Source organism: Kitasatospora sp. NPDC085464, from assembly GCF_044541955.1.
Taxonomy (GTDB): domain Bacteria; phylum Actinomycetota; class Actinomycetes; order Streptomycetales; family Streptomycetaceae; genus Kitasatospora.
Genome location: NZ_JBITTM010000013.1, coordinates 1 through 26,326, shown reverse-complemented (window position 1 = coordinate 26,326; position 26,326 = coordinate 1). Strand labels below are relative to the sequence as shown.

Sequence of the window (26,326 nt, the reverse complement as noted above, 5' to 3'; positions counted from 1 at the left end):
GGCGGGGCGGGCGGCGGTGGCGGGGGCGGGCGGCGGTGGCTGGGGCGGGCGGCGGTGGCTGGGGCGGGCGGCGGTGGCTGGGACCGCCTCATCCGCACCCCCGCTCGCGCTCCCGTTCGACCACGGCACGCAGCCGTCCGTGGGCGCGACGGCGGGTGACGGCCAGGGTGCTGCGGTGCAGCCCCAGCAGCTCGGCGGCCTCGTCGACGCTGTAGCCGTCGAGGTCGACCAGCGCCACCGCGCGGGCCTGCTTGGCGGTCAGGAAGCCCAGCAGCCGGACCACCTCCCAGCGCGCCTGCAACTCGGCCATCCCGCCGGCCCGGGGACCGGACGCCGCGCGGTCCCGCCCGGCCGCGTCACCCGGCTCCGGCACCTCGGGCACCGGGACCCTCCGCCGCTCCTGGCGCCACTGGTCGCGCAGGATGTTCACCATCGTGGTGAACGCGTAGGCGTACGGCTGCGGATGACCGAGGAAGCGCTCAGGCCGGCGGGCGATCCGCAGGTAGGCGTCGTGGACGACGTCCCCGGCGGCGAGCGGACTTCCGGTGAGCGACACGGCCGCCTGCTGGAGCCGGGGCAGCAGATCGGTGAACACCCGGTTGAACTCCGCCGATTGTCCGCCGCTCCCGCACGAACCGAAGCCCTTCGCCGGCCCGCCGCCGACTCGTCGACCGCTGCAATCCGCCATGCCGCCCTCCCCGGACACCGGCACCCCGAACGCCCGATCGGGCCTGGCCACAGCCCGATCCGACCCGCTTGTGACGCAGATCACATCATAGTTCGTCGTCTCACTGTTCGCAGTCATTCGTGTGCAACACGTCACCAGCCTTACGGGGAACGGGACTTCACCTCCACCCGGACATCCGGACGGCCGGGGCGCTCCGCCCGACGAGAACCGTTCAGCAAGGAGAACCACCGTGCGAGGTTGCATCGCCAGGAAGATCGCCACGTTCGGGATGGCCACCGCGGCCGCCCTCGGCACGCTCGGAATCGCCGCCCCGCCGGCCGCGGCGGCGCCCGCCCCGGACCAGAGCATCACGCCGGGCTCCGTCCCGGCGTCGAACACCATCGCCGCCGCGCCCTACCACTGCGTCATCACCGCGAACTACGGCTGGCGCTGGGAGGGCTACTGCCACGTCTACTCCGGCCAGCTGCGCACCGTCACCTACTGCGCCAACGGCACGCACACCACCGGTCTGTGGATCGGTGCGCGGCCGGAGGCGTGGGCCGTCTGGGGCAACTGCCCGGGGTCCAGCTGGACGAAGATCGTCTTCCAGTGGCGCGGCTGATCGGCGCACCCCGGCACGGGCGACCGCCCGCGGAGTGAGGGCGGCGGACGGCGGGTGACAGCGGACGGGTGACAGATGACAACTTTCAACATCTGTTCGCTGTCATCTGTCATCTGTCCGCCGCCGGCTGTCGGCTGTCGGCTGTCGGCTGCCACCCGCCGTCCGCACGCCCGCCTCACCCGAACCCCACCGGCGCCGCGTCCGCGATGAGCCGGGCCGCGCGCAGGCGGCCCGCGTGCTCGACCAGGTTGATCAGCACTTCCTTCCCCGACGACCGGCGGCGCGCGTCGCAGAGCAGCACGGGCGTACCGCCGTCCAGATCCAGCGCGCGGGCGACCTCGGCCGGACCGAACTCCCGGGCTCCGGCGAAACGATTCACCGCGACCACGAACGGGATGCCCCGGTGCTCGAAGAAGTCGACGGCCGGGAAGCAGTCGGTCAGGCGGCGGGTGTCGGCGAGCACCACCGCACCCAGGGCTCCCTGAGCCAGTTCGTCCCAGAGGAACCAGAACCGGTCCTGCCCCGGGGTGCCGAAGAGGTAGACCGCCAGACCCTCCCGGATGGTGATCCGCCCGAAGTCCATCGCCACCGTCGTGGTGCTCTTGCGCTCCACGCCGTCGAGGTCGTCCACCCCGCGCCCGGCCTCGGTCAGCCGCTCCTCGGTGCGCAGCGGCCGGATCTCGCTGACGGAACCGACCAGTGTCGTCTTGCCGACCCCGAAGCCGCCCGCCACCAGGATCTTGAGCGCGAGCACGGTGTCGTCCGGGTCCCCCGCCGCGCACGGCCCGATCCGGCGGGACGGGTGAGACGGGCGGTGCGAGCCGGACGGGCCGGACGGGCGGGACCGTTCGGTCCGGTGGTCAGAGTGCGCGGAGTCCATGGATGACCTCCTGGAGGATGCGCTCGTCGGGGAGCAGGGCGGGCGGGACGGGACGCTTGACCCGGATGAGCCCGGCCGCCAGCAGGTCGCCGAGCAGTACCCGCACGACACCCACCGGCAGGTCGAGTTCGGCGGCGAGTTCGGCCACGGACAGCGGGGTGCCCCGGCACAGCGCGACGATGCGTGCCTGTTCGGGGCCGGCCGGCGGCTCGGGCGCGTCCGGGGCGAGCGCCGGATCGGGCGGGTCGCTGACGACCACGGCGATCAGGTCGAGCTGCTGCTGGCCGGCCCCGGTGCGCCCCCGGGTCATGGTGTACGGACGGACCAACGGGCCGGCCTCGTCGTCGTACCAGCGGGCCCGGTGGGCGGCGGCGAGCGGGTTGCGGGGGTGCGGACCGGGGTCGGCCCGCGGGTGTTCGGGATGTAGCCCGGCCGGCGGCCCCTCGGGGGACGGTCGGGGCACCCGGCTCACCAGCCGTCCGCCGCTCGCGGCGGGGTGCTCAGGTGCTCGCCGACCCGGCGGACCAGTCTGGACATCTCGAAGGCGATCAGCCCGAGGTTGGCCCGGGCGGTGGCGAAGACGGCCAGGCAGGTGCCCTCCCCGGCCGCCGCGACCAGCAGGTAGCCGCCCTCCAACTCGACCATGGTCTGGCGGACTTCGCCCGCGTCGAAGTGCCGGCCGGCGCCCTTGGCCAGGCTGTGGAAGCCGGAGGCGACGGCGGCCAGGTGCTCGCCGTCCTCGCGCGGCAGTCCGGCCGAGGTGCCCATGGCCAGTCCGTCGGCGGAGAGCATCACGGCGAAGCGGACCTCGGGCGCTCGCTTGACCAACTCGTCCAGGAGCCAGTTCAGTTCTCCTGCGCGGTGGGTGGTGCCGATCACGGTCGCTCTCCTTCGGGTCGGGGTGGGGACAGGGGGCCGCGCGGGTCCGGTGGCGGGGGGAGGTCGGCGGGCTGCCGGGCGGCGGGTCGGTCGGTGGACGGGTCGTGCGGTCCACCGCCGGCGTGCAGGCCGCGTGCCCACCCGTTCCGGAAGACCGCCATCGTCGCCCGCGCCGCCTCGGGGCTACGGCCCGCACGGCCACGGCCCTCGGAACTGCCGGCTGCGGGGCCCGCCCCCGGTGCCGGGGCAGGATCTGCGGTGCCGGCGGAGGCCCTGCGACGGGTGCGCGGTCCCGGTCCCGGTCCCGCCGGGGCCTCGCGCAGCTGCGGTGCGAGGCTCGCCTGGCGGGTCCGGCGCGGCAACTCCTCGGGCCCCGGGTCGAGTCGGCGATCGCCGGAACCCTGAGCTGATCCCGAAGCCGAACCCGGATCCGAACCCGGCACCGTCACCGAACGCGAACCCGAACCCGGATCCGGGTGGTACGACCGTGGCGGCCCGGGCTGCGGACGGACGGCGGCACCCGGGCCCTCGTCCGCAGCCGGGCCGACCATCCGGGCACTCGATGCCCGGAAGGGGGTGCGCCGCACCGGCCCGGGGTCGTTCCCCCGGACGCCGAACGGCAGCTGCGCCCCACCCTCCGGCGGCGGCCCACCCACCGCCGGAAGTCCTTCGTGGCCCGCGTCGCGCGGGCGGCACCCGTCGGCCGACCCGGGCTCCCGCGTCGGACCGGACCGCCCCACCGGCTCGAACTCCCGAGCCGACCAGAACTCCCCTGCGGGCCCGCCGGGTTGCGCCCGTCCTCCCGTAGCGGCCTCGTCGGCATCGAGCAGCACGACGTCCGACTCGGGCACCGGGTCGCACGGTTGCGACAGCCCGTCCGCGGCCCCGTCGGCCAGCAGCACGGTGGGCAGCAGGACCACCGCGGTGGTGCCGCCGTACGCGGAGGTCACCAGCGAGACCTTGACGTCCTGCCGCCCGGCGAGCCGACTGACCACGAACAGTCCGAGCCGGTCACTGTCGAAGAGGTCCGTCTGCTCGGCCGCGGCGATCCGGCGATTGGCGGCGCACAGGGCCTCCGGGCCCATCCCGAGGCCACGGTCCTCGATCTCCAACGCGTAGCCGGCGCCGACCCGTTCGCCCCGGATGTGCACCCGGGTGTGCGGCGGTGAGAAGCCGGTGGCGTTCTCGACCAGCTCGGCGACCAGGTGGGTGAGGTCCGCGACGGCGTGCCCGGCGACAGCGGCGCGCGGCAGCGGGTGCACCTCGACCCGGGCGTACTCCTCGACCTCCGAGACGGCCGCGCGCACCACGTCCACCAGCGCGACGGGCCTGCGCCAGGCCCGTCCGGGGGCGGCACCGGAGAGGATGATCAGCCCCTCGGCGTGCCGGCGCATGCGGGTGGTGAGGTGGTCCAGCCGGAACAGGTCGGCCAGCTCGGACGGGTCCTCGGTTCGGCGCTCCATGGCGTCCAGCAGGGTGAGTTGGCGGTGTACCAGGACCTGGCTGCGGCGCGCGAGGTTGACGAACACGCCGGAGACCCCGGACAGCACCTCGGCCCGCTCGACCGCCGCGGTGACGGCCGCCCGCTGGACGGTGCCGAGCGCCCGGTGCACCTGGCCGATCTCGTCGTCCCGGCCCGCCGGCCGCGGCGCCTCGGCCTCGATGTCCACCTCCTCACCTGCCCGCAACTTCCTTATGATGGACGGGAGTTTGCTTCCTGCCAGCTCAAGTGCCGAGTTGCGCAGGTCGTTCAGCTCGGTCACCAGGCCGCGCCCGATCCGCACCGAGATCACCAGCGAGGCGACCACGCCGACCAGGCCGAGCAGCACGGCCGTCCCGGCCGGGGTGAACAGGCCCAGGGCGTACGGGTTCCGGCGCTCGGCGGCGACCCGCCCGGCCTGGTCCTCGACGGCGCGCAGGCCGATCGCGACGCTCCCGGCGACCATCGCCCACCGGTCCGCCGGCACCGCGGTGACGGCGGACCGGCCGTCGGCGGCGGACCGCACCTCCTCCTCGTAGTCGACCAGCTCGCGGTGGTCCCGGCCGCCGGTGACGGCGAGCAGCGCGGCCCGGTCGGCGGGGCTCAGGTCGGCCGCCGCTTCCGCCTCGAACTCCCGCCGGGCGAAAGCCGCGCCGGAGAACTCGCGCAGCCGGTCGTCGTCGAGCGTGCCGGAGAGCTGCGCCGCGCGCAGCAACGCGTCCTCGCGGGCCAGCAGTTCGCGGGAGCGGGCGAGTTCGGGCAGCACCCGCGCGTCGGCGTCGGACGGGTGGTCCTGCCGCGGTGCGACGGCCCCGGCCACGGCGAGCGCCCGGTCCACCGCCTCGCCGTACGCGGCGTACGCCTCGGGCCAGCCGACGCTCCGGGCCAGCACGCGGCCGCGCAGCTCGGGCAGGTCGGCGAGGGCGCCGGCGAGATCGTCCAGCCGGGCGGTGGCGTCGGCGCCGAGGCCCTGGACGTCGGCGCGGTCGTAGCCCCGGTCGGGGTGCCGGGGATCGGGGAACAGCGGGGTGACCGCCCGGTCGGTGGCGGCCGAGGCCTCGCGCAGGGCGCTCTCCCGGGCGGCGGTGGGGACGGTCCCCGGGGCGGCCAGCAGCTGCCCGGCGGCGGTGCGCTCGGCCTGCAGTCCGGCGACCGTGCCGGCGACGGGGGTGAGCACGGTGCGCTGGGCGTCGCGCTGGTGCAGCAGGTCCCGGACTCCCTGGCCGGCGGTGACGGTGGCGAACCCCCACAGGGCGATGATCGAGACGACCGGGACCATCAGCAGGGCGATGATCCGGGCGCGGACCGTCCGGGGGCGCAGCCGGCCCGACCGGGAGCCGAGGCGCGCCGGGCGACCGGCCGGCCCGACGTGGGCACCCCGGCGGACACCGGGGGCGGCGCCGCGGTCTTCGCGCATGTGTGATGGAGCCTTTCGGGCTGTGGCTGTGGCTGTGGCTGTCACTGAGGCTGCGAGGGTCCAGGGCCAGAGGGCCAGGAGGCCAGGAGGCCAGGAGGCCAGGGCGACGGTAGGGGGCGGACCGGTGCGCTCAGCCGGCGCGTTCGTGCCGGTAGCGCAGTTCGGTGCCGTCGACGGTGAACCCGAGCATGGCGACGACGTGCACGGTCCAGATGCCGGAGCCGATCGCGGCGGCCGCCGTGACCGGCCGGTTCCGCCGGGCGGCACCGTTCGCGGCCGGACCGCGCAGCGCGCAGCGCAGCCCGAGGGCGGCGCCGGTGCAGGCCGCCAGGTACGACAGGGCGGGGGTCAGCCAGCCGAGGCTGAGGGGGTTGAGGGTGCCCATGGGACCTCCGGTCGACCGGTCGGGCCCGGGGCGGTACGCGGTGCGCCCGGGCTCCCCGGGCCGGGCGGACTCCATGCGATCGGCGGCGAGGGGGCGTCAGGTCCGCGGGTGTCGTCAGGTCCGCGGGACCGGTCTCGTCATATGCCGGCCGCATGTGCGCTTTCGGCCTGGGGTGCGTGGGACGCTATCGAGGGGTCGGAAACGGCCACCCGAAGATCTGAAAAACAGCCCGCAGGCGACGGGCGGTGTGTTCGAATGTCCCGGTCGTGTGCCCGGGTGGCCCGGACGGCGGGCTGCGCCGGCCCCGGTCAGCCTCCGGCCGTCACCCGGATGCGCATCGGGCTCGCCGCCCGCAGCGTGATCCCCTGGGCGATCGCGACCCGCCGGTCCACGGCCTCCACGTCGAAGTCCCGCAGCAGCACCCCCAGGGTCAGCACCGACTCCAGCATCGAGAAGTGCTGCCCGATGCACGCCCGTGGCCCGCCCCCGAACGGGAACCAGGAGTAGCGGTGCCGGGCCTTCTCCTCCTCCGGCAGGAAGCGGTCCGGGTCGAAGCGCTCCGGGTCCGTCCAGTGGTCGGGGTGCCGGTGGGTGACCAGCGGTGCCACGATGACCTGCGCCCCCGCCGGGATGACGTACCCGTCGATGACGGTCTCCTCGACCGCCCTGCGGCCGACCAGCGCAGCCGCCGGGTAGAGCCGCATCGCCTCCTTCAGCACGCGGGTGATGTACGGCAGCGCCTCCAGGTCCGCCGCCGCCGGCGCCCGCCCGGCCAGGACGGTCCTGGCCTCCTCCCGGGCGAGCTTCCGGTGCTCCGGGTGCTTGGCCAGCAGGTGCAGCGCGAAGGCCAGCGAGGTGGCCGTGGTCTCGTGTCCGGCGAGCAGGAACACCAGTACCTGGTCCCGGAGTTCGGCCGGATCCAGCCGCTCCCCGTCCTCGCCGCGCGCCCGTCCGAGCAGCGTGAGCAGGTCGTCCGCGTCCTCGTCGCCGCCGCCGCGCGCGGCACGCTCGGCGATGATCCGGTCGCAGACCTCGTACAGCGCCCCCTGGGCCGCCAGCCCGCGCCGGTTCCCCGGCGTCGGCCAGGTGCGCGGGAGGCGGACCGGGGCGAAGCCGCGCTCCTTGACGTACTCGCCGAGCAGGGGGAAGTTGCGGTGGACCACGGCCACCGCCTCCTCCACGTCCGCGCCGAAGAGGATCCGCGCGACCGCCCGCAGCGCGAACCGGGACGTCTCCTCCGCCGCGTCCACCACGCCGTCCGGTGCCGCCCGCCAGCGCTCGGCGAGCGACTGCGCCTCCTGCGCGACCGCGCCCGCGTACCCGTCCACCCGACGACGGGTGAACAGCGGCTGGACCAGTCGGCGCTGGCGCTGGTACTCGCCGTCCTGGCTGGTCAGCAGCCCGTTGCCGACGCTGGTCCGCAGCTCGTCGTAGAAGGCGTTCTCCTTGCGGAAGTTGGCCGCCTCGCCGCCCAGCACCTGCTGGACCCCGTCCGGCGAGAACACCGCGTAGAAGTCGGCCCGCAGCCCGGGCGGGCCGACCCGGAGCCGCACCACGTCGCCGTGGTCGCGGCGGGCCGCCAGGTAGGTGCGCAGCGGCCGGCGGGTGAGGTCGAACAGCGATCCGACCAGCGGATTGCCGACCGGTCCGGGTACGGCAGTTCTGGTGGCCATGGACGACTCCTTCTGCACGGGAATGCGCACCTTCGACTCTACTGACGGGTAGTCATTTCCGGAAGGCGTGCGTCCCGTCCCCCGCCCGCGGGCCTACTCGTACTCGGTGCCGCCCTTGCGCGTCAGGTAGGCGTCGCTGACCACCTTGGCGATCGCCCGGCCGCCGAGCACCGGGCTCCAGCGCTCGGTCACCGGCCGCACCACGACGCCCTCGCGCAGGTGGAGTTCACGCCCGGAGAAGGTCTCCCTGCCCTGGGCGTGGCCCAGCACGGTCTCCGGGTCGAACGGCCCGCGCCACAGCTCGGGCGCCAACGGCAGCTCGCCGTCCAGCAGTTCGGGCGCGGACAGCCAGACCAGCTGCCCGTCCACCACGGCCGACACGTCGAACGCCGCGTACCCGGGCCGGTCGGTGCGCGCGGAGGCGCCGTAGCCGAGGTCCTGCACGCCCTCGCCGAAGACCTCGCCGAAGATGCCGACCCGCTCGGCCCCGAGCCGCTCCGCCAACCGGGCCGCCACCGCCGGGATGTCGTACGCCCGCACCGCCCGCCAGTACAGGTTGCGCTCGTCCTCGACCAGCGCCAGCCCCTGCGCGCCGATCCCCTTGGAGGACACCTGCACCTCGCCCGTCCCGGCGGTGTACGTGACCAGGCAGCAGCTGCCGTGCAGCTTCTCGGTCAGCACCACCGGCTCGCCGGGCTCGAAGATCCCGGGGTAGCGCTTGAGGTTCTCGATGTCCACCCAGGGCAGCAGGTCCGGGGCGCCGACCACCTCGCCGCTCATCGACGTGGGCACCGGCGGCTGCCACTTGACCACCCCGAGCAGGCCGGCGAAGTCCTCGCCCTGCTCGGCCGCGGCGGCCAGGTCGGTGTCGGCGAGCGCGGCGGGCCGGCAGACGATGCCCTGGGACAGTTCGCCGCGCAGCCGTACCGCCTTCACCCGGTTCGCCCCGGAGCCGGCCAGCTTGCCGGTCAGCCCCAGTTCGGCGATCAACTCTTCGGGGAGGACGGACTGTTCGGGGATGTAGACGGCGTAGTCTCCGGTCCGGTACACGCCCCTGGCGACCACCGCGCGGTAGAGGCCGACCTGTGCGAGCTCCAGGACATCGGCGTTCGGGTGCTCCAGGATGGTCAGCTTCTCGGCGGTGACGCGCAGCATGGACATGGACGGACTCCTCCCCTTGGCTCGACCGTGGCGGCACACTTCCGCGGCCCGGTCGCAGGTACGAACGTACGGACGGCGACCACTCTGACCGCTCGCACCGCCCCGACGCGACGCATTTTCCGCAGGCCCGGGCACCCGGCTCACACCCGACGCGGCACCCGGCGTGGCACCCGATGCGGCACCCGATGCGGCACCCGATGCGGCACCCGCCCCGCCGTACCCGGCAGCCCCGATCCCACCCCTGGACGCACCCCCGGACATGCCTGCGCGCACCCCGGGTACACCCGTTTGAGCCATCGCACAGCGGGCCCGAGGCTCGCGCCAGCCCCCGCCTGTGCAAAGCGACAGAGGATTTATCGCTCGCATTTGCGGCACTATGATCGCCGTAATGGCCGCAGCTGCGGCCAGTCCCTCGCGCCCCGTCCGGCGCGCACCCCGGAGGGGAAGCCCCGATGAGCACCCGTACGACCGGCACCACCCGCAGACTCGCCGTCGCTGCCGCAGCGGCCCTCGTCCTCAGCCTCGGGGTCACCGCCTGCGGCAGCGACGGCGGCAAGTCCTCCGGCTCCGCGGCCTCGAACTCCGCCTCCTCGTCCGGCTCCTCGGCCCCCGCGGCCGGTGGCAGCGTGCCGAAGGCGAGCGGCACCGTCACCGTCTTCGCCGCCGCCTCGCTCAAGGAGACCTTCACCGAGCTGGGCAAGAAGTTCGAGGCCGCCAACCCGGGCAGCAAGGTCACCTTCAACTTCGGCGGCAGCTCCAGCCTCGCCACCAGCATCAACTCCGGTGCCCCGGCCGACGTGTTCGCCGCCGCCAGCCCGGCCACCATGAAGACCGTGACCGACGCGGGCGGTGCGAGCGGCCAGCCGGCGGTCTTCGTGAAGAACACGCTCACCATCGCCGTCCCCAAGGGCAACCCCAAGCACGTCGCGGGCCTCAAGGACCTCACCGCCTCCGGCGTGAAGGTCGCGCTCTGCGCGAAGGAGGTGCCCTGCGGCGCCGCCGCGCAGACCGCGCTCAAGACCGCCGGTGTCGACCTCACCCCGGTCACCCTGGAGCAGGACGTCAAGGGCGCGCTCACCAAGGTCGAACTCGGCGAGGTCGACGCCTCACTGGTGTACAAGACCGATGTGCAGGCCGACGCTGCCAAGATCGACGGTGTGGACTTCCCCGAGGCCGACAAGGCCGTGAACGACTACCCGATCGCCGCGCTCGCCAAGGCGCCCAACAAGGACGGCGCCGCCGCGTTCGCCGCGTACATCCAGTCGCCCGAGGCCAAGCAGGTGCTGACCGCGGCGGGTTTCCAGGCACCGTGAGCGACCGCACCACCGGTTCCGGGGAGCACCCGTCGGGTCGGCCCGGCCACGACCGGACCGCCGACGGCGCGGCAGGCCCCGCGAAGGCCCTGCCGCGCCGCCCCCGGCGCCGGTCGCGGACGCAGCGCGTCCCGGTCACCCTGCTGCTCCCGGCGCTGCTCGGGCTGGCGTTCCTGATCCTCCCGCTGGTCGGCCTGCTCGTCCGGGCGCCGTGGAGCGCCCTGTCCGACGAGCTCACCAGCCCAGCCGTCTGGGACGCGCTGCGCCTGTCGCTGATCAGCGCGACGGCGGCCACCGCCGTGTCGCTGGTCCTCGGCGTGCCGCTGGCCTGGGTGCTCGCCCGCACCGAGCTGCCGGGCCGGCGGGTGATCCGGGCACTGGTGACCCTGCCGCTGGTGCTGCCGCCCGTGGTCGGCGGTGTGGCGCTGCTGCTGGTGCTCGGCCGGCGCGGCATTGTCGGCACCTGGCTGGACTCCGCCTTCGGCCTCACGCTGCCCTTCACCACCACCGGGGTGGTGATCGCCGAGGCCTTCGTGGCGATGCCGTTCCTGGTGATCAGCGTGGAGGGCGCGCTACGGGCCGCCGACCCCCGCTACGAGGAGGCCGCCGCGACCTTGGGCGCCTCGCGGCTGACCGCGTTCCGGCGGGTCACCCTGCCGATGATCGCACCGGGGATCGCCGCCGGTGCCGTCCTGGCCTGGGCCCGGGCGCTCGGCGAGTTCGGTGCGACGATCACCTTCGCGGGCAACTTCCCGGGCCGCACCCAGACCATGCCGCTGGCCGTCTACCTGGCCATGGAGTCCGACCCGCAGGCCGCGATCGCGCTGTCCCTGGTGCTGCTGGCCGTCTCCGTCGCCGTCCTGGTCGGCCTGCGCGACCGCTGGCTGTCGACCCCGTGACACCGCCGGCCCCCGCCCGCGTCGCCCCGGACGCCCACGACTCCTCGGACACCCGCGTCTCCCCGGACGCGCGCGTCTCCCCGGACGCCCGCTCGACTGCCCGCTCGAACGTCTGGACGCCGCCCCGATGAGCACCGAACGCCTCCCGAGCACCGCCCTCGACGCCCGACTGCGGGTCGAACGTGCCGCGTTCACCCTCGACCTCGCCCTCACCGCCGCCCCAGGCGAGGTGATCGCGCTGCTCGGGCCCAACGGCGCCGGCAAGTCCACCGCACTGCGCGCCCTGGCCGGCCTGCTCCCGCTCACCGGCGGCCACCTGCGCCTGGACGGCCGCACCCTGGAGGACCCGGTCGAGCGCGTGCACACCCCGGCCGAGGAACGGCCGGTCGGCGTGGTGTTCCAGGACTACCTGCTCTTCCCGCACCTCAGCGCGCTCGACAACGTCGCCTTCGGGCCGCGCTGCCAGGGCCGCTCCAAGCGGGACGCCCGGGCCGAAGCCGCCGCCTGGCTGGAGCGGATGGGTCTGGCCGACTACGCCTCCGCCCGCCCGGGCAAGCTCTCCGGCGGCCAGGCGCAGCGGGTGGCGCTGGCCCGGGCCCTCGCCGTCCGCCCCCGGCTGCTCCTGCTGGACGAGCCGCTGGCCGCCCTGGACGCCCGCACCCGCCTGGACGTGCGGTCCCGACTGCGGCGGCACCTGGCCGAGTTCGAGGCCGTCGCGGTGCTGGTGACCCACGACCCGCTGGACGCGATGGTGCTGGCCGACCGGCTGGTGGTGGTCGAGGACGGGTACGAGGTGCAGTCCGGCAGCCCGGCGGAGGTCGCCCGGCGGCCGCGCACCGACTACATCGCCCGCCTGGTCGGGCTGAACCTGTACCAGGGCCGGTCCGAGGGCACGCACGTCACGCTCCCGGACGGCACCGTGCTGGTCACCACCGAGGAGCTGGACGGCCCGGCGTTCGTCGCGTTCCCGCCGTCCGCGGTGACCCTCCACCGGGAGCGGCCGCAGTCCAGCGCGCGCAACCTGTGGCAGGCCGAGGTCACCGGCCTGGACCTGCACGGCGACCGGGTCCGCGCCGACCTGGCCGGCCGCCTGCCGATGGCCGCCGACCTCACCCCGGCCGCCGTCGCGGAGCTGGAGCTGGCGCCGGGGGTCACGGTCTGGGCCTCGGTCAAGGCCACCCAGACCCACGCCTACCCGGCCTGAACCGGGGCCTGTCGGGAGGCCCGACCGCCGGCCCCGTCGTCCCGCTCCCCGCTTCCTGCTTCCTGCCTCCTGCTCCCCGCCTCCTGCTTCCTGCTTCCTGCCTCCTGCCGGTCCCGGGGCTACTCCGACGGCTCGACGAACCCCGACTCGTACGCGGCGATCACCGCCTGGGTGCGGTCGCGCGCGCCGAGCTTCGCCAGCACGCTGCTGACGTGCGTCTTCACCGTCTGCACGCCGAGGAACAGCTGCTCCGCGATCTCCCCGTTGCTGAGGCCCCGGGCGACCAGCCGCAGCACCTCCGCCTCGCGCTCGGTCAGCGCCGCCCGCTCCATGGCGGCTCGGGCGGCCGGGTTGCCGTGCCCGGCGGCGAGGCGGCGGATCGCGGCCGGGAACAGCAGCGACTCGCCGGCCGCGACCAGCCGTACCGCGTGGGCGATCTCGGACGGGCGGGAGCGCTTGAGCAGGAAGCCGTCGGCGCCCGCGCGCAGCGCCTGGTAGACGTAGTCGTCGTTCTCGAAGGTGGTCACGACCAGGATCCGTGGCCGTCGCTCCCCCGGGGCCCCGGGGCGCAGCAGCTCGCGGGTGGCCGCCAGGCCGTCCATGACCGGCATCCGGACGTCCATCAGCACGACGTCCGGGTGCAGCGTCCGGGCCATCGCCACCGCCTCGGCGCCGTCGGCGGCCTCACCGACCACCCGGAGGTCCCCCTGCGCCTCCAGGACGGCCCGCAGCCCGAACCGGACCAGCTCCTCGTCGTCGGCGAGCAGAATGTCCGTCATCACCGCACCACCCTCCCCACGGTCCCCGTGCCGCCTCCCGCCGGACCTGTCTCCGGCAAGATCATCCGTCACGACCCCAAGCGTAGGGGCAGCCGGACGGCCAGCACCCACTCCCCGCTCCCGTCGGCCGCCGCCCCCGCCGTGGCCTCGCCGCCGAGCAGCATGGCGCGCTCGCGGATGCCGCGCAGGCCCTTGCCGCCCTTGCGCCCCCCGCCGGCCTGGCGCGGCACGCCCCCGGCGCCGCCCGCACCACCGACCCCGCCCGCACCGCCCGTTCCGCCCGTTCCGTTCGGTGCCCGGTTGGTGCAGCGCAGCTCCAACTGCCCGTCCCGGACGGCGATCCGGACGCTGAGCGGCGCGCCGGGCGCGTACTTGAGCGCGTTGGTGACGCCCTCCTGGACGATCCGGTAGGACTCGCGGGCGAGCACCCGGGGCAGCGTTCCGGCCGGTACGTCGATCCACGCCTCGACCGGACTGCCGGCCGCGCGGGCGGTGTCGAACAGCACCGGCAGCTGCTCGATCCCGGGCTGCTCGGTGGCCGTGCCGTTCTCCCCGGGCGGGGTCTCCCGCAGCAGGACGAGGGTGCGTTCGAGGTCGTCCATGGCCCGGCGCCCGGTCTCCTCGATGACTTCCAGCGCCTTGGCGACGAACGCCGGGTCCCCGACCTCGCGCGCCGCGCCGGCCTGAACGACCGTCACCGTCAGTGCATGGCCGATGGAATCGTGCAGCTCGCGGGCCAACCGGTTGCGCTCCAGCAGCCGTTCGGCCCGCAGCTCGGCCTCCGCCAGTCGCTCCGCCGGTGACGGACCCAACAGTCTTACCGCCATGGCGAGTTGGAGGCGTCCGGCGGCCACCACCAGCCAGCCGTACGCGAACAGCGCCACCGGCAGGAGCAGGAGGTAGCTCGACCCCCGGGGCCCCGCCAGCAGTCCGCCCCCGTCGTTGACGCCGACCACGGTCGCCATCCCGACGGCCGAGCCGAGCGCGACCCGGCCGATCAGCCAGAGGGCGGTGCGCCACCGGTCGGCCCAGCCGCGGGAGGAGTCGGCGGCGATGTCCTGCTCGCGGTCGGGCACCAGCAGCAGCCGGGCCTGGACCCCCTCCGCCCGTCGCGTCGCCGGGATGAGGGCGACCAGCATCAGCAGGACGGAGTCCACGGCGACGCACTCCGCCACGATCCGGGGGAGCGTCAGCCCCACCGTCCCCGGATAGATCAGCATGACGACGCCCACGAAGATCCATCCGACCAGGAGGTGCAGCAGGCGCGCGTAGGTGGCACCGGCCAGTAGCGGCGCGAGGATCCTGGGCACAGCGATCTTGGTCACCGCGCCATCCTGCCAGTTCAGCGGCGGTTCCCGGCTCCCGCCCCGGGTGTGAACCGGCTCCCTCCCGAGAGGGAGACGGCTCCACTCCGCTGCGGGATCCGCCGCTCCGGCCCGATCCGGTCGAATGTGACCACCGGCCGGAACCACCGACCGCAGCACGCCACTGAACGACCCGAAGGGAGCACGGCCGTGATCGAGATCCAGGGCCTGACCAAGGAGTACGACGGCCGACGTGTCGTCGAGGACCTGTCCTTCGAGGTCCGCCCCGGTGTGGTGACCGGCTTCCTCGGCCCGAACGGCGCGGGCAAGAGCACCACCATGCGCCTGGTCCTCGGCCTGGACCGGCCCACCGCCGGGCACGCCCTGATCGACGGCCGTCCGTACACCGAACTGGCCGACCCGCTGCGGCAGGTGGGCGCCCTGCTGGACGCCCAGGCCCTGCACGGCGGCCGGACGGCGCGCGGTCACCTGCGCTGGCTCGCCGCGAGCAACGGCCTGCCGGAGCGCCGCGTCGGCGAGGTGCTCGCGCAGGTCGGCCTGGCGGACGCCGCCGGGCAACGGATCCGACGCTTCTCCCTGGGCATGCGCCAGCGCCTCGGAGTGGCGGCCGCACTGCTCGGCGATCCGGCGGTGCTGCTGCTGGACGAGCCGGTGAACGGCCTCGACCCCGAGGGCATCCGCTGGATCCGCACCACGCTGCGCGAACTCGCCGCCGAGGGCAGGGCGGTGCTGGTCTCCTCCCACCTGATGAGCGAAATGGCCCTCACCGCCGACCACTTGGTGGTGATCGGCCGCGGCCGGCTGCTGGCGGACGCAGCCACCTCCGACTTCATCGACCGGCACGGCCGCACCCGGATCCGGGTCCGTGCCGTGGACCCGACCAAGCTGGTCGCCCTGTTCGCCGACCCCGGCCACGGCCTCGACGCCACCCAAGTCGACGGCGGCGCCTGGGAGGTGACCGGTGCCGAGCCCGAGCGGATCGCCGCGCTCGCCGCCGCCCGGGGTGTGGTGCTGTACGAGATCGCGGTCCAACAGGACTCGCTGGAGGACGCGTTCATGCGGATGACCGCCGACAGCGTCGAGTACCGCGCGGAGGTGGCGGCATGAGCACCGGCCACCCGGTCCGCCCGACCCTCCCCGTCCTGCGCGCCGAGCGCATCAAGTTCACCACCCTGCCCTCGCTCTGGCTCACCCCGCTGCTCGCCCTGCTGCTCAGTTCCGGAATCACCACGGCCGTGGGCGCCTGGCTCGGCGGCGCGGACCCCAACATCGTCGACGACCCCGGCGTGGGTGTCTTCTACGGGCTCAACTTCGGCCATGTCGCGCTGGCCTGCTTCGGCATCCTGCTGATCGGCCAGGAGTTCAACACCCGCATGATCGACGTCTCGCTCACCGCCGTCCCCCGCTGCGCCCGGCTGTACGGCGCGAAGCTCACGCTCGGCGCGCTGGTCGGCCTCGTCGTCGGCGCGGCCGGCACGGCGGGCGCCTTCGCGGGGTACGCGGCGACCGTCCCCGGCGCCTGGCACGGCCCCGCGTTCACCCGGGCCGCCGTCGCCGGGGTGCTGTACCCACCGCTGCTGGTGGTGTTCTGCCTCGGGCTGACCACGCTGTTCGGCAACCTCACCGCCGCCATGGGCCTGGTCACCCCGACCGTCTTCCTGGTCTCACCGGCCCTCGGCGGCCTGCCCGGCGCCCGGGTACTGGCGCAGTTCCTGCCCGACCGCGCCGGCCAGTACGCCCTGCACTACGTCGACGACCCGCACGTCGTGTACGGGCACTGGACCGGACTGCTGATCATGGCGCTCTGGGCCGCCGCAGCCTCGTACGCCGGACTGCGCGCCCTGCGCCGCACCAAGTGACCACGGACGAAGGGACGATGGGCATGAACCCCGGACCGACCGCCAACGCCCTGCGCGCCGAACGGATCAAGTTCACCACCCTGCCCTCGCAGTGGGCGGCCCCGCTGGTGGCTCTGGTGCTGACCGTCGGCATCACCGCGGCGGTCAACGCCGCCTACGGGACGAAGGACCACACCCCCGGCGAGGACCCGGCCGGCGGGATCTACTACGGGCTGCTGTTCGGCCACGTCGCCGTGGCCTGCTTCGGAATCCTGCTGATCGGGCAGGAGTTCAACACCCGCATGATCGGCGGCTCGCTCACCGCCGTCCCACGACGCGGCCGGCTGTACGGCGCCAAGCTCGCGATCGGCGCCGGGCTCGGCCTGCTGCTCGGGCTGGTCTCGACGGCGGGCTCGTTCCTGGCCGTCGACGGCACCGTCGGTCTGGACCTCTCCACCCCGGGCCTGACCCGCAGCTTCCTGGCCGGTGTGCTCTACCACCCGATGATGGTGCTGATCTGCCTCGGACTGACCACGATGCTGGGCAACCTCAGCGCCGCGCTCGGCCTGCTGACCCCGATGGTCTTCCTCGGCACCACCTGGCTGGCCGCCATCCCGGGCGTCCGCGAGGTCGGCCAGTTCCTGCCCGACCGGGCCGGCCTGTACGCGATGCGCACCCAGCCGGAGCCGGGCGTCCACTACGGGTACTGGACCGGGCTGCTGATCATGGCGCTCTGGACCGCCCTGGCAGTGTACGGCGGCCTGCGGGCACTGCGCCGGTACGAGGCCTCGGGCGGGTAGCCCGGGCGGCAGCCACCGGCGGACGGATGACAGGTTTCAGGTGACAGGTGGCAGCGAACAGATAACAGCGAACAGATGACAGATGACAGATTTCGAAATCTGTCATCTGTTCGCTGTTCACAGGAACGCCGCGCTCAGCGCAGCGCCGGATGCTCCGCGATCACCGTGCAGCTGCCCGGGGCGATCTCGGTGAAGCCCGCGTCCCGGACCACCGGCAGCCCGCTGCGAACGAGCTCCTCCCACCGCTCCGGCCCGGCCGTGCGCACCGCCAGCGCGAAGCCGGACTCGGCCCACTCCTTGCGCTGCGCCTCGTCCAGCCGCCACCACGCGAGCTGCGCGGCGTGGCCGGTCTGCGCCATCGTCTTGCCCGCGCTCATCTCCAGCTCCGGGTTGAGCCACAGCACCGGCAGTCCCGCCTCGGGCACGCCGACCTCGGCCGTCTCCTCCAGGTCCGTCCCGGAGACCTGCAGCTTGGCGAGCTCCTTGGGCCAGCCGTCCAGCGGAACCGGCGGGAACACCCGCACCTCCGCCTCCCGCCCCCGCACGGTGACGCCCGGCAGCTCGCCCGCCCGACGCCACTCCCCGCCCCGGGCCCGCCGGACCACCTTGCGGATCCGGGCGTCCTCCCAGGCCGCGACCCGCTCGGCCCACTCGCCGTCCGCCGCGGTCACCCGCGGGTCGGCCAGCAGGGTGAGCACCGCACGGGCCGAGGTCTCCAGCGCGTCCGTCCGCCCCGGCGGCGTGGCCCGCTCCACCCGGACGACCAGCGGCAGCACGTACTGCGGGCGCGCGTCACGCTCCTCCGGGGCCGGGGAGTCGCCCGAGCCCGGGTCGGCGGGCGAGGGCGGGGTGGAGGAGGTGGGCGAGGGCGGGGTGGAGGAGGTGGGCGAGGACGCGGCGGCCGGGGCATCGAACGGAGAAGTCACCCGTCCAGCATGCCAGCCCTGCTCGGCCCGGCCCGGCCCACCCCGTCGACTCCGGCCCGACCGCCCGACCGGCCTCGCCCGACCGCGCGCTCAGCCCCTCCCGACCCACCGCTCGGCCTCGCCCGACCCCGCGCAGTCTGCCGGACCCCTGGTCAGCGCAGCCGCTGCCGCAGCTCGTCCACGGCGGCCCTGATACCCGCGCTGTAGACGTCCTCGGGCAGCGCGTCCAGGCTGCGCACCGCCCGCTCCAGCTGCTCGCGGGCGAGGTCGGCCTCGCCGAGCTTGAGGTGGTCCGAGGCCAGGTTGAGGTGCAGTGAGGGATAGAAGGCGCGGACCTGGAGGGCAGGTTCGTAGGTCTGGGCGCGCTCGGCGGTCAACGAGTCGGCGGCGGCCAGCGCCCGCCGGTCCCAATCCAGCTCGGCCCTCGCATCGTCCTGCAGATCGGCCAGATAGTGCGCCAGCACGCAGCGGTGGAAGACGTCCTGCTCCCCCAGCTCGTCCCAGAGCGCCTCGAAGCCGGCCCGCGCCTCGGCCGTCCGACCGCGCTGCGCCGCCCGCACACCGTCCAGGCCGAGCGCGATCCGGTCCAGCGCCGACTCGTTCCCACCGGCCGGAGACTCGGCCGCCCGGCCGGAACCCTCCGGGGGCACATTGCGCATACCAGACACATCGGACATGCCCGCAGCCTAGCCGCCCACCCACAGGCCCGCGCCGCCCGGCCGAGAACCCCGACTGGCAGCCCTCGACCGACGACCCCCGACCGGCAGCCGCGGCCTGGCCCTGCCCCGGCCTCAGCCCGGCCCCGGCCCGGACGCCCGGTCAGCGCCGGTAGCCGCGCTGCGGGTCCCGCTCCTCCGCGTCCTCGTACATCAGGAACCAGCCCTCCGGGTGCGTGGCCGCCAGCAGCACCTCGGTCCGCTGTTCCGCGCCGAGCTCCGGGTCTCCGTCGTCGGGCCCGTAGACGCCGAACAGTTCGTCGTTGCAGCCGTCCCAGTCGTAGTCGTAGAGGTCGGCCGGCAGGTCGCCCATCATGTCGGCCACCGACTCGGGCTGGGCGCCGAGCAGCGCCCTGGCGTCCACCAGCGCCATCCGCAGCGCGATCTCCTCGGCGAGGCAGCGCGGCAGCGGCCACTCGCCGAGCGCGAGGTCGTCGGCCAGGTCGTCGAAGGCCCGGGCCATCGCGCGGCGCCAGCCCCGGTGCATCCGCCAGGTGCGCTGGGGCAGCCGGGCGAAGACCGTCCAGTCGATGTCCTCGCCGTCGGCGACCGCCTCGTCCCCGTGCTCGTCGAGGTCGTCGTAGGCGGCGTCGGCCAGGCCGAGCAGCTGGGCGTGGAGCAGGCATGCGGTGCGCGGGGTGAGCGTCCAGTCCGCGCCCGCGCCGCCGTCCTCGTCGTCGCCGTCCAGCGGGAACAGCTCGGCGAAGTCCGGCGTGAAGTCCTCGGTCACGCTGATCTCCAGCGTGCCGCCCATCGCCTCGACCCCGGGGATGGTGGCCACCAGCCGGTCCGGGTGCAACAGCGCGCCGAGCGCCGCGTTGGCGTCCTCGGCGACCTCGCGCAGCAGCTCACGGCGCTGGCCCGCCGGGTCGATACCCTCGAAGTCCAGCTCCTCGACGGCCCTGATCGCGGCGGCGCGCAACGCCGGCCAGTCGGTGATCCGCAGGCCCAGCACGACCGTCGCCTCGATCTCCTGCGCGCCGGAGTCCTCCGCCGCGCCCGGCCCCTGTGGATGATCGCTTCGCTCGCCCATGGGGCTACGGTACGGCCTTTCGGCCGCCCGATCACCGGTGCGGACCAGCTTCCGGAAGCCTTCTCGGCCACCTACCGGCCCGGCCTCTGTCACCCGGACACCCGACATGGGCAGGATGAGTCCCATGGCTGACATCAACGAGTACGGCGGCGGGCAGGGCCCGAACGCCGATGTCCTGGTCGTGACCACCAATGACGTCCCCGGATTCCGCGTCGATCACGTGATCGGCGAGGTCTTCGGACTGACCGTGCGCAGCCGCCACGTCGGCAGCCAGATCGGTGCCGGACTGAAGTCACTGGTCGGCGGGGAGCTGCGCGGTCTGACGAAGACCCTGGTCGAGAGCCGCAACGAGGCGATGCAGCGGCTGGTGGAGCAGACCAGGGCGCGCGGCGGCAATGCCGTCCTGATGATGCGCTTCGACGTGACGGCGGCCGCGGACGTCGGCACCGAGGTCTGCGCCTACGGCACCGCCGCCGTGATCTCCCCGACCAGCTGACACCCAGGGCTCCGCCCATGGGAACAGCGGGGCCGGCCGAGGCAGCGGGGCCAGCGGAAGCAGCGCGAACCACGGCAACGGCGGGAACAGGCGCCGGGCCCCCGATGTTTCACGGGCGTGACTGTTTACGGTGCAACGATCTCGGGCGCAGCTGCCTCGGCTGCAGAGGCCGATGACGCTACGAACGCAAGCGCGACGGCCGGCCTCGCTACGGACGGAAGCGCGACGTTCGGAAGCGCGACGGACGGCACGCCGCAGCGCGTGGATGTCCTGGTGGTGGGCGCGGGGCAGGCGGGACTGTCCGCCGCCTACCACCTGCGCCGCCGCGGCTTCGCCCCGTACCGGCCCGGCACCGACGGCGGTTTCGTCGTGCTCGATGCCAACGCCGAGCCCGGCGGCGCCTGGGCGCACCGCTCGCCGTCCCTGCGGATGGCCACCGTGCACGGCTTCCACGACCTCCCGGACGCCGAACTCCCGCCGGTCGACCCCGAGAGCCCAGCGCGCGCTGTGGTGCCGGGGTACTTCGCGGCGTACGAGGCGCGGCACGCGCTCCCGGTCGTACGCCCGGTCGCGGTGCGCGCCGTACGCGCCGAGTCCGAGCGTCCCGACTCCCGGCTGCAGGTGGAGACCGACCGCGGCACCTGGTCCACCCGCGCGCTGATCAACGCCTCCGGCACCTGGACCCGCCCCTTCCTCCCGCACTACCCGGGCCACTACGCCGGCCCGCAACTCCACTACGCCGACTACCGCGGGCCCGAGGCGTTTGCGGGCAAGCGCGTCCTGGTGGTGGGCGGCGGCGCCTCGGCGATCCAGGTGCTGTCCGAGGTGGCGGCGGTCGGCGAGACGGTCTGGGTCACCCGCTCCGAACCCGTCTACCACGACGGGCCGTTCACTCCCGAGTACGGACGCGCGGTGGTCGCCATGGTGGAGGAGCGGGTCCGGCAGGGCCTGCCGGTGCGCAGCGTGGTGAGCGTGACCGGGCTCGGCCCGTCCGTCGCCTACCGCCGCGCCGAGGAACTGGGCGCGCTGCACCGGAGGCCGATGTTCGACCGCCTCACCGAGCAGGGGGTCGCCTGGGGCGACGAGGAGCTGGCGGTGGACGCGATCGTCTGGGCCACCGGCTTCCGGCCCGAGGTCGGGCACCTCGCCCCGCTCGGACTGCGCTCCCCGGGCGGCGGCATCGCGCTCACCGGCACCCGCGCCACCGCCGATCCACGCGTCCACCTGGTCGGATACGGCCCGTCCGCCAGCACCGTCGGTGCCAACCGGGCCGGGCGCGCGGCCGTCAATGACCTGGTCAAGCTGCTCGGCGACCCGGCCCGGCAACCCGCCCCGGCGGCAGTCTGACGGCGCCCTGATCGCCCACGGACGCCTCGGCCGTCTCGGCCGCCTCGACCACCCCTGGCCGCCCCGACCGCACTCAACCGTTCACGACCGCAGGCGGCCGCACACGACCGTTCACGACCACACGCGGCCGCGCTCAACCGCAGGCCGCCGCCGGGTCACGCGTCGGATGGGCGTGGCCCGGCGGCCCCGGCTCAGCGGTCGTAGTCGACCGTCACCCGGTCGGTGAGCGGGCGGGCCTGGCAGGTGAGCACGTAGCCGGCGGCCAGTTCCTTCTCCTCCAGGGCGAAGTTGCGGCGCATCTCCACCTCGCCCTCGGTCACCAGGGCGCGGCAGGTGCCGCAGACCCCGCCCTTGCAGGCGAACGGCAGGTCGGGGCGGGAGCGCTGGGCGCCGTCCAGGATCGTGCGGTCACGCGGGAGGGAGAGGGTGCTGCCGCGGCCGTCGAGGACGACGGTGACCTCGCTGCGCACGCCGCCGGGCTCGGCGTCGGACGCGGTGTCCGCCCTGTCCCAGTCCTCGTCGCGCTCCGGAAGCGGCTCGTCCTCCGCGTGGAACAGCTCCTGGTGCACTCGCTCGCCCGGGACGTCCAGCTCGGCGAGCAGCTCCTTCGCCCCGGTGACCATGCCGAACGGGCCACACAGCCACCAGTGCCCGACGCCGTCGACGTCCACCAGCGCCGCCAGCAGCGCCCGCACCCGCTCCGGGTCCAGGCGGCCGCTGAGCAGCTCGGCGTCCCTGGTCTCCCGGGAGAGCACGTGGACCAGCTGGAAGCGGCCGAGGTAGCGGTCCTTCAGGTCGGCCAGCTCGTCCGCGAACATCACGGTGTCGCTGCGCCGGTTGCCGTAGAGCAGGGTGACGGTGGAGCGGCGGTCGGCGGCCAGCACGGAGCCGGCGATCGACAGCATCGGGGTGATGCCGGAGCCCGCCGCGAGCAGCACGTGGTCGGCGGGGACGCCGAGTTCGGGGGTGAAGAGGCCCGACGGCGTCAGCACCTCCACCTCCTCGCCGGGCCGCGCCTCGCGCACCAGCCAGCGCGAGAACAGCCCGCCCGGCACCTCCCGGACGGCGATCCGCAGCGGGCCGCCGACGGGGGCGCAGATCGAGTACGAGCGGCGCTCGTCCGCGCCGTCCACCAGCTTGCGCAGAGTCAGGGTCTGCCCGGGGCGGAAGGCGAACCCCTCCGCCAGCTCGTCCGGCACCTCGAAGGTCACCGCCACGGCGTCCTCGCAGAGCCGCTCCACCCGGTCGATCCGCAGCCGGTGGAAGGTGGGGCGGCGGGCCGGGCGGATGCCGGTCGCCCGGGTGTCGGCGGCGGCGGCGGACGGGACGGCGGCGGGCATTCAGATCTCCTTGACGCGTTCGAAGGGCTCCCGGCAGGCGAGGCAGCGCCAGAGCGCCTTGCAGGCGGTGGAGCCGAAGCGGGACAGCTCCTCCGTCTCCGTTCCGCCGCACTGCGGGCACGGCACGGGAGGCGCGGCGGTGACCGCTCCGGCGCCCGTACGGGTCGGGCCGAGGACGAGCGCGACCGGTCCGGCCGCGGCGACGGCGGACGTCGGACGCGGCGGGGCGATGCCCGCCTCGGCGAGCTTGCGGCGGCCCTCGGCGGTGATCAGGTCGGTGGACCACGGCGGGTCCAGCCGCAGCCGCACCCGGACGTCCGGGTAGCCGGCCGCGCGCAGCCGACGGTCCACGTCGCCGGCCATCTCGGCGACGGCGGGACAGCCCGAATAGGTCGGGGTCAGCCAGGCCGTGACCGCACCGGTGGCGTCGTCCACCTCGACGTCGGCGAGGACGCCGAGGTCGGCCAGGGTGAGCATGGGCAGCTCCGGGTCCGGGACGGCCGCGGCTACCGCCCGGGCCAGGTCGCGGGTGGTGCCCGCGACCCCGGTACCCGTCGCGCCGGCTCTGGCAGTCGCGCCGGTCGGACCGGTCACGCCGGTCGGGCCGGTCATTCCGGTCATGCCGGTCATGCCCGGGGCTCCCGTCACCACGTCGCCCCCGGGTGTGCGCGGGCCACCACCTGCAGCTCGGCGAGCAGCGGGCCGAGGGCCTCGGTGTGCACGCCGTCGCGGCCGGCCAGTCCGAGGACGGTGGCCAGCGGCGCCACGTCCGGCACGGTCAGCCCGGCCTCGGCGAGCACGGCGGCGAGCGAGCGCAGCACCGGTTCGCGCAGGGTCGCCGGGTCGACGCCCACCCGCAGCTCCACCGGGTGGGCCGTGAACAGCTCCTCCAGCAGCGGCCAGACGGCGTCCAGCCCGGCCTGCATCCGCTCGGCGGAGTACGGCGTTCCGTCGCCCAGGCGCAGCGTCCAGGCGGTGGCGTACTCACGGTGGTACGCCAGTTCCTTGACGCCCCGGGCGGCCACCGCCGCGAGCACCGGGTCGGGGTGCGCGCTCAGCGCCTCGTACAGGGCGCCGCGGGCGGTGGCGAAGAGCAGCAGCCGGGCGATCGAGTGCGCGAAGTCGCCGTTCGGCGCCTCCACCAGCCGGACGTTGCGGAACTCGTGCTCCTCGCGCCAGTACGCCAGGTCGTCCTCGCTGCGGCCGGTCCCGTCCGCCTGGCCGGCCCGGGTCAGCAGCAGGCGGGACTGGCCGAGCAGGTCGAGGCCCAGGTTGGCGAGCGCGACCTCCTCCTCCAGCTCGGGCGCCCGGGTGCACCACTCGATCAGCCGCTGGGAGAGGATCAGGGCGTCGTCGCCGAGCATCTGGCAGTAGGCGGCCAGGTCCGCGCCGTCCGTCCCGGCGGGCAGGGTGGTGTCCACGCCGAGCAGCGGGTCGGCGAAGCCCGTCCCGTACGCCCAGCGGCCCTCGCCCTCGGGGCCGGGGGTCGCCTCGGCAAGGCTGAGGTAGACGTGGTCGTCGTGACCGTCGTGGCTGCCGTGGCTGTCGTGGCCGGTGCCGGTCGCGGTGTGCCCCGGTGCGGCGGTGTGGTCCTGCATGGCGGTTCCCCCGTCAGATGTGCGGGACATCCTCGGGGATGTCGTAGAACGTCGGGTGGCGGTAGACCTTGTCGCCACTGGGCTCGAAGAAGGGGTCGCGCTCGTCCGGGGTGGAGGCGGTGATCGCGTCCGAGCGGACCACCCAGAGGCTGACGCCCTCGTTGCGGCGGGTGTAGAGGTCGCGGGCGGCGAGCAGGGCCATCCGGTCGTCGGCGGCGTGCAGCGAGCCCACGTGGACGTGGTTCAGGCCGCGCCGGGGACGCACGAACACCTCGTACAGCGGCCAGCCGGCCTTGGACCCGGTCGTGGGCGCGGCCTCGGACTCGGCCTTGGGCTCGGTCACTTTCCGTTCTCCTGTTCGGTGGCGTGCTGTCCGGCGCCGTCAGGCGCGGCGACGTGCTGTTCGGCGGGCTGTTCCGCGGTGGGATGTTCCGCAGTGGGCTGTTCCGCGGTGGGCTGTTCCGCGGCGCGCTTGGCGGCGTAGGCGACGGCGGCCTCGCGGACCCAGGCGCCCTCCTCGTGGGCGGCGCGGCGGCGGTCGATCCGCTGGGCGTTGCAGGGGCCCTGGCCGCGGATGACCCGGTTCAGCTCGGACCAGTCCGGCTCGCCGAAGTCCCAACCGCCGCGCTCCTCGTTCCGGCGCAGCTCGGGGTCGGGGAGCGTGACGCCCAGGTGCTCGGCCTGCGGGACGGTCATGTCGACGAAGCGTTGGCGCAGGTCGTCGTTGGTGTGGCGCTTGATCCGCCAGGCCATCGAGCGCGCGGTGTTCGGCGAGTCCGCGTCCGAGGGGCCGAACATCATCAGCGACGGCCACCACCAGCGGTCCACCGCGTCCTGGACCATCCGGCGCTGGGCCTCGGTACCGCGCATCAGCGTCATCAGGAGTTCGTAGCCCTGGCGCTGGTGGAAGGACTCCTCCTTGCAGATCCGCACCATCGCACGGGCGTACGGACCGTAGCTGCAGCGGCAGAGCGGCACCTGGTTGCAGATCGCCGCGCCGTCCACCAGCCACCCGATCACACCGACGTCGGCGAAGGTGAGGGTCGGGTAGTTGAAGATCGAGGAGTACTTCTGGCGGCCGGAGATCAGCTTCTCGGTGAGCTCGGCGCGGTCGACGCCGAGGGTCTCGGCGGCGGCGTAGAGGTAGAGGCCGTGGCCGGCCTCGTCCTGGGCCTTGGCGAGCAGGATGGCCTTGCGGCGCAGCGACGGGGCCCGGGTGAGCCAGTTGCCCTCGGGCTGCATGCCGATGATCTCGGAGTGGGCGTGCTGGGCGATCTGGCGGATCAGGGTGGCCCGGTAGGCGTCGGGCATCCAGTCCCTGGGCTCGATCCGTTGCTCGGCGGCGACGACCGCCTCGAACCGGTCCTCCGGCGCCTGCACGGGGACCGCCTCGGCCACCTCTGCTGTCACCACGGTCCCCTCTCGTGTCCTGCGCCGTCGGCCCGCCCGGAACTCGGGCACCAACCGACTGACCGTTCGGTCGGTACCATTCTGCGCGGCGGGGCGGAGGGATGGCAAGGCACGAAACAGATAACAGCTGACAGATTT

Annotated in this window: 26 protein-coding genes and 1 pseudogene; 9 read left to right on the top strand and 18 right to left on the bottom strand. The window is 74.5% G+C overall.

Features of this window, described 5'->3' with window-relative positions; genetic code table 11:
• Positions 1-88: 88 nt before the first annotated feature.
• Positions 89-595: an RNA polymerase sigma factor gene (locus ACIGG8_RS13575; RefSeq protein WP_396547802.1), complete on the bottom strand. Its 507-nt coding sequence runs from the start codon at positions 593-595 to the stop codon at positions 89-91.
• A gap of 322 nt (positions 596-917) precedes the next feature.
• Between ACIGG8_RS13575 and ACIGG8_RS13570 the strand changes: the two genes are divergently transcribed.
• Positions 918-1,289, top strand: a complete 372-nt coding sequence (locus tag ACIGG8_RS13570) for a hypothetical protein (protein ID WP_396547801.1) — start codon at positions 918-920, stop codon at positions 1,287-1,289.
• A 175-nt stretch (positions 1,290-1,464) separates the two neighbouring features.
• Here the strand turns inward: ACIGG8_RS13570 and ACIGG8_RS13565 are convergent, their stop codons facing one another.
• The 7 genes and pseudogenes from ACIGG8_RS13565 to ACIGG8_RS13535 form a co-directional block, all read right to left on the bottom strand.
• The gene (locus tag ACIGG8_RS13565) at positions 1,465-2,169 is read right to left on the bottom strand and encodes a GTP-binding protein (RefSeq protein ID WP_396547800.1); all 705 of its coding nucleotides are present in this window, start codon (positions 2,167-2,169) and stop codon (positions 1,465-1,467) included.
• Positions 2,150-2,497: a DUF742 domain-containing protein gene (locus ACIGG8_RS13560; protein ID WP_396547798.1), complete on the bottom strand. Its 348-nt coding sequence runs from the start codon at positions 2,495-2,497 to the stop codon at positions 2,150-2,152. The genes ACIGG8_RS13565 and ACIGG8_RS13560 overlap by 20 nt, the downstream gene beginning before the upstream one ends.
• 140 nt (positions 2,498-2,637) lie before the next feature.
• A complete protein-coding gene (locus tag ACIGG8_RS13555; protein ID WP_350518999.1) occupies positions 2,638-3,048 on the bottom strand; it encodes a roadblock/LC7 domain-containing protein in 411 nt (136 codons plus the stop codon).
• Positions 3,045-5,945 carry a nitrate- and nitrite sensing domain-containing protein gene (locus ACIGG8_RS13550; RefSeq protein WP_396547796.1) on the bottom strand — a complete coding sequence of 967 codons (2,901 nt, stop codon included), beginning with the start codon at positions 5,943-5,945 and terminating at the stop codon, positions 3,045-3,047. Before ACIGG8_RS13550 ends, ACIGG8_RS13555 begins: the two co-directional genes overlap by 4 nt.
• Before the next feature lie 151 nt (positions 5,946-6,096).
• Positions 6,097-6,330: pseudogene (locus ACIGG8_RS13545) on the bottom strand (MHYT domain-containing protein); the annotation flags it as partial.
• Between the two features lie 308 nt (positions 6,331-6,638).
• Positions 6,639-8,003, bottom strand: coding sequence for a cytochrome P450 (locus ACIGG8_RS13540; protein ID WP_396547794.1), 1,365 nt, complete (start codon positions 8,001-8,003; stop codon positions 6,639-6,641).
• Between the two features lie 93 nt (positions 8,004-8,096).
• The gene (locus ACIGG8_RS13535) at positions 8,097-9,164 is read right to left on the bottom strand and encodes an RNA ligase (ATP) (RefSeq protein ID WP_396547793.1); all 1,068 of its coding nucleotides are present in this window, start codon (positions 9,162-9,164) and stop codon (positions 8,097-8,099) included.
• 452 nt (positions 9,165-9,616) lie between these two features.
• Between ACIGG8_RS13535 and modA the strand changes: the two genes are divergently transcribed.
• The 3 genes from modA (at position 9,617) to ACIGG8_RS13520 (ending at position 12,580) form a co-directional block, all read left to right on the top strand.
• Positions 9,617-10,477, top strand: coding sequence for a molybdate ABC transporter substrate-binding protein (modA, locus tag ACIGG8_RS13530; protein ID WP_396547791.1), 861 nt, complete (start codon positions 9,617-9,619; stop codon positions 10,475-10,477).
• Between the two features lie 89 nt (positions 10,478-10,566).
• Entirely contained in the window at positions 10,567-11,376 is an 810-nt protein-coding gene (locus tag ACIGG8_RS13525) for an ABC transporter permease (RefSeq protein ID WP_396548004.1), read from the top strand.
• Positions 11,377-11,503: 127 nt separating this feature from the next.
• Positions 11,504-12,580, top strand: a complete 1,077-nt coding sequence (locus ACIGG8_RS13520) for an ABC transporter ATP-binding protein (protein ID WP_396547789.1) — start codon at positions 11,504-11,506, stop codon at positions 12,578-12,580.
• 119 nt (positions 12,581-12,699) lie between these two features.
• Here ACIGG8_RS13520 and ACIGG8_RS13515 read toward each other — a convergent pair whose 3' ends face one another.
• Positions 12,700-13,359 (bottom strand): response regulator, encoded by a 660-nt coding sequence (locus tag ACIGG8_RS13515; protein WP_396547787.1) that lies wholly within the window; start codon positions 13,357-13,359, stop codon positions 12,700-12,702.
• Between the two features lie 68 nt (positions 13,360-13,427).
• Entirely contained in the window at positions 13,428-14,684 is a 1,257-nt protein-coding gene (locus ACIGG8_RS13510; protein ID WP_396547785.1) for a sensor histidine kinase, read from the bottom strand.
• A gap of 189 nt (positions 14,685-14,873) precedes the next feature.
• Between ACIGG8_RS13510 and ACIGG8_RS13505 the strand changes: the two genes are divergently transcribed.
• From ACIGG8_RS13505 to ACIGG8_RS13495, 3 genes are read left to right on the top strand one after another with little or no spacing between them, the layout of a single operon-like run.
• Positions 14,874-15,791, top strand: coding sequence for an ATP-binding cassette domain-containing protein (locus ACIGG8_RS13505; protein WP_396547783.1), 918 nt, complete (start codon positions 14,874-14,876; stop codon positions 15,789-15,791).
• Positions 15,788-16,543, top strand: coding sequence for a hypothetical protein (locus ACIGG8_RS13500; protein ID WP_396547781.1), 756 nt, complete (start codon positions 15,788-15,790; stop codon positions 16,541-16,543). The genes ACIGG8_RS13505 and ACIGG8_RS13500 overlap by 4 nt, the downstream gene beginning before the upstream one ends.
• 23 nt (positions 16,544-16,566) lie before the next feature.
• Positions 16,567-17,322, top strand: a complete 756-nt coding sequence (locus ACIGG8_RS13495) for a hypothetical protein (RefSeq protein ID WP_396547779.1) — start codon at positions 16,567-16,569, stop codon at positions 17,320-17,322.
• Between the two features lie 134 nt (positions 17,323-17,456).
• Here ACIGG8_RS13495 and ACIGG8_RS13490 read toward each other — a convergent pair whose 3' ends face one another.
• The 3 genes from ACIGG8_RS13490 to ACIGG8_RS13480 all read right to left on the bottom strand — a co-directional run bounded on the left by ACIGG8_RS13490 (position 17,457) and on the right by ACIGG8_RS13480 (position 19,997).
• Entirely contained in the window at positions 17,457-18,248 is a 792-nt protein-coding gene (locus ACIGG8_RS13490) for an aminoacyl-tRNA hydrolase (RefSeq protein ID WP_396547777.1), read from the bottom strand.
• 152 nt (positions 18,249-18,400) lie between these two features.
• Positions 18,401-18,925: a hypothetical protein gene (locus ACIGG8_RS13485; protein ID WP_396547776.1), complete on the bottom strand. Its 525-nt coding sequence runs from the start codon at positions 18,923-18,925 to the stop codon at positions 18,401-18,403.
• 142 nt (positions 18,926-19,067) lie between these two features.
• Positions 19,068-19,997: a hypothetical protein gene (locus ACIGG8_RS13480; RefSeq protein WP_396547774.1), complete on the bottom strand. Its 930-nt coding sequence runs from the start codon at positions 19,995-19,997 to the stop codon at positions 19,068-19,070.
• A gap of 124 nt (positions 19,998-20,121) precedes the next feature.
• Between ACIGG8_RS13480 and ACIGG8_RS13475 the strand changes: the two genes are divergently transcribed.
• Together ACIGG8_RS13475 and ACIGG8_RS13470 are read left to right on the top strand one after the other, a co-directional pair.
• The gene (locus ACIGG8_RS13475) at positions 20,122-20,493 is read left to right on the top strand and encodes a YbjQ family protein (protein ID WP_350519014.1); all 372 of its coding nucleotides are present in this window, start codon (positions 20,122-20,124) and stop codon (positions 20,491-20,493) included.
• Between the two features lie 261 nt (positions 20,494-20,754).
• Positions 20,755-21,840, top strand: a complete 1,086-nt coding sequence (locus tag ACIGG8_RS13470) for an NAD(P)-binding domain-containing protein (RefSeq protein WP_396547772.1) — start codon at positions 20,755-20,757, stop codon at positions 21,838-21,840.
• A 191-nt stretch (positions 21,841-22,031) separates the two neighbouring features.
• On the opposite strand, the gene paaE is transcribed toward ACIGG8_RS13470, so the two are convergent.
• From paaE to paaA, 5 genes are read right to left on the bottom strand one after another with little or no spacing between them, the layout of a single operon-like run.
• Entirely contained in the window at positions 22,032-23,180 is a 1,149-nt protein-coding gene (paaE, locus tag ACIGG8_RS13465) for a 1,2-phenylacetyl-CoA epoxidase subunit PaaE (protein ID WP_396547771.1), read from the bottom strand.
• Positions 23,181-23,810 (bottom strand): 1,2-phenylacetyl-CoA epoxidase subunit PaaD, encoded by a 630-nt coding sequence (paaD, locus tag ACIGG8_RS13460; protein ID WP_396547769.1) that lies wholly within the window; start codon positions 23,808-23,810, stop codon positions 23,181-23,183. It lies immediately after the preceding gene.
• 14 nt (positions 23,811-23,824) lie between these two features.
• Positions 23,825-24,778, bottom strand: coding sequence for a 1,2-phenylacetyl-CoA epoxidase subunit PaaC (paaC, locus tag ACIGG8_RS13455; protein ID WP_396547767.1), 954 nt, complete (start codon positions 24,776-24,778; stop codon positions 23,825-23,827).
• A gap of 13 nt (positions 24,779-24,791) precedes the next feature.
• Positions 24,792-25,121, bottom strand: coding sequence for a 1,2-phenylacetyl-CoA epoxidase subunit PaaB (paaB, locus tag ACIGG8_RS13450; protein ID WP_350519018.1), 330 nt, complete (start codon positions 25,119-25,121; stop codon positions 24,792-24,794).
• Positions 25,118-26,188: a 1,2-phenylacetyl-CoA epoxidase subunit PaaA gene (paaA, locus tag ACIGG8_RS13445; protein ID WP_396547765.1), complete on the bottom strand. Its 1,071-nt coding sequence runs from the start codon at positions 26,186-26,188 to the stop codon at positions 25,118-25,120. Before paaA ends, paaB begins: the two co-directional genes overlap by 4 nt.
• Positions 26,189-26,326: the final 138 nt, after the last annotated feature.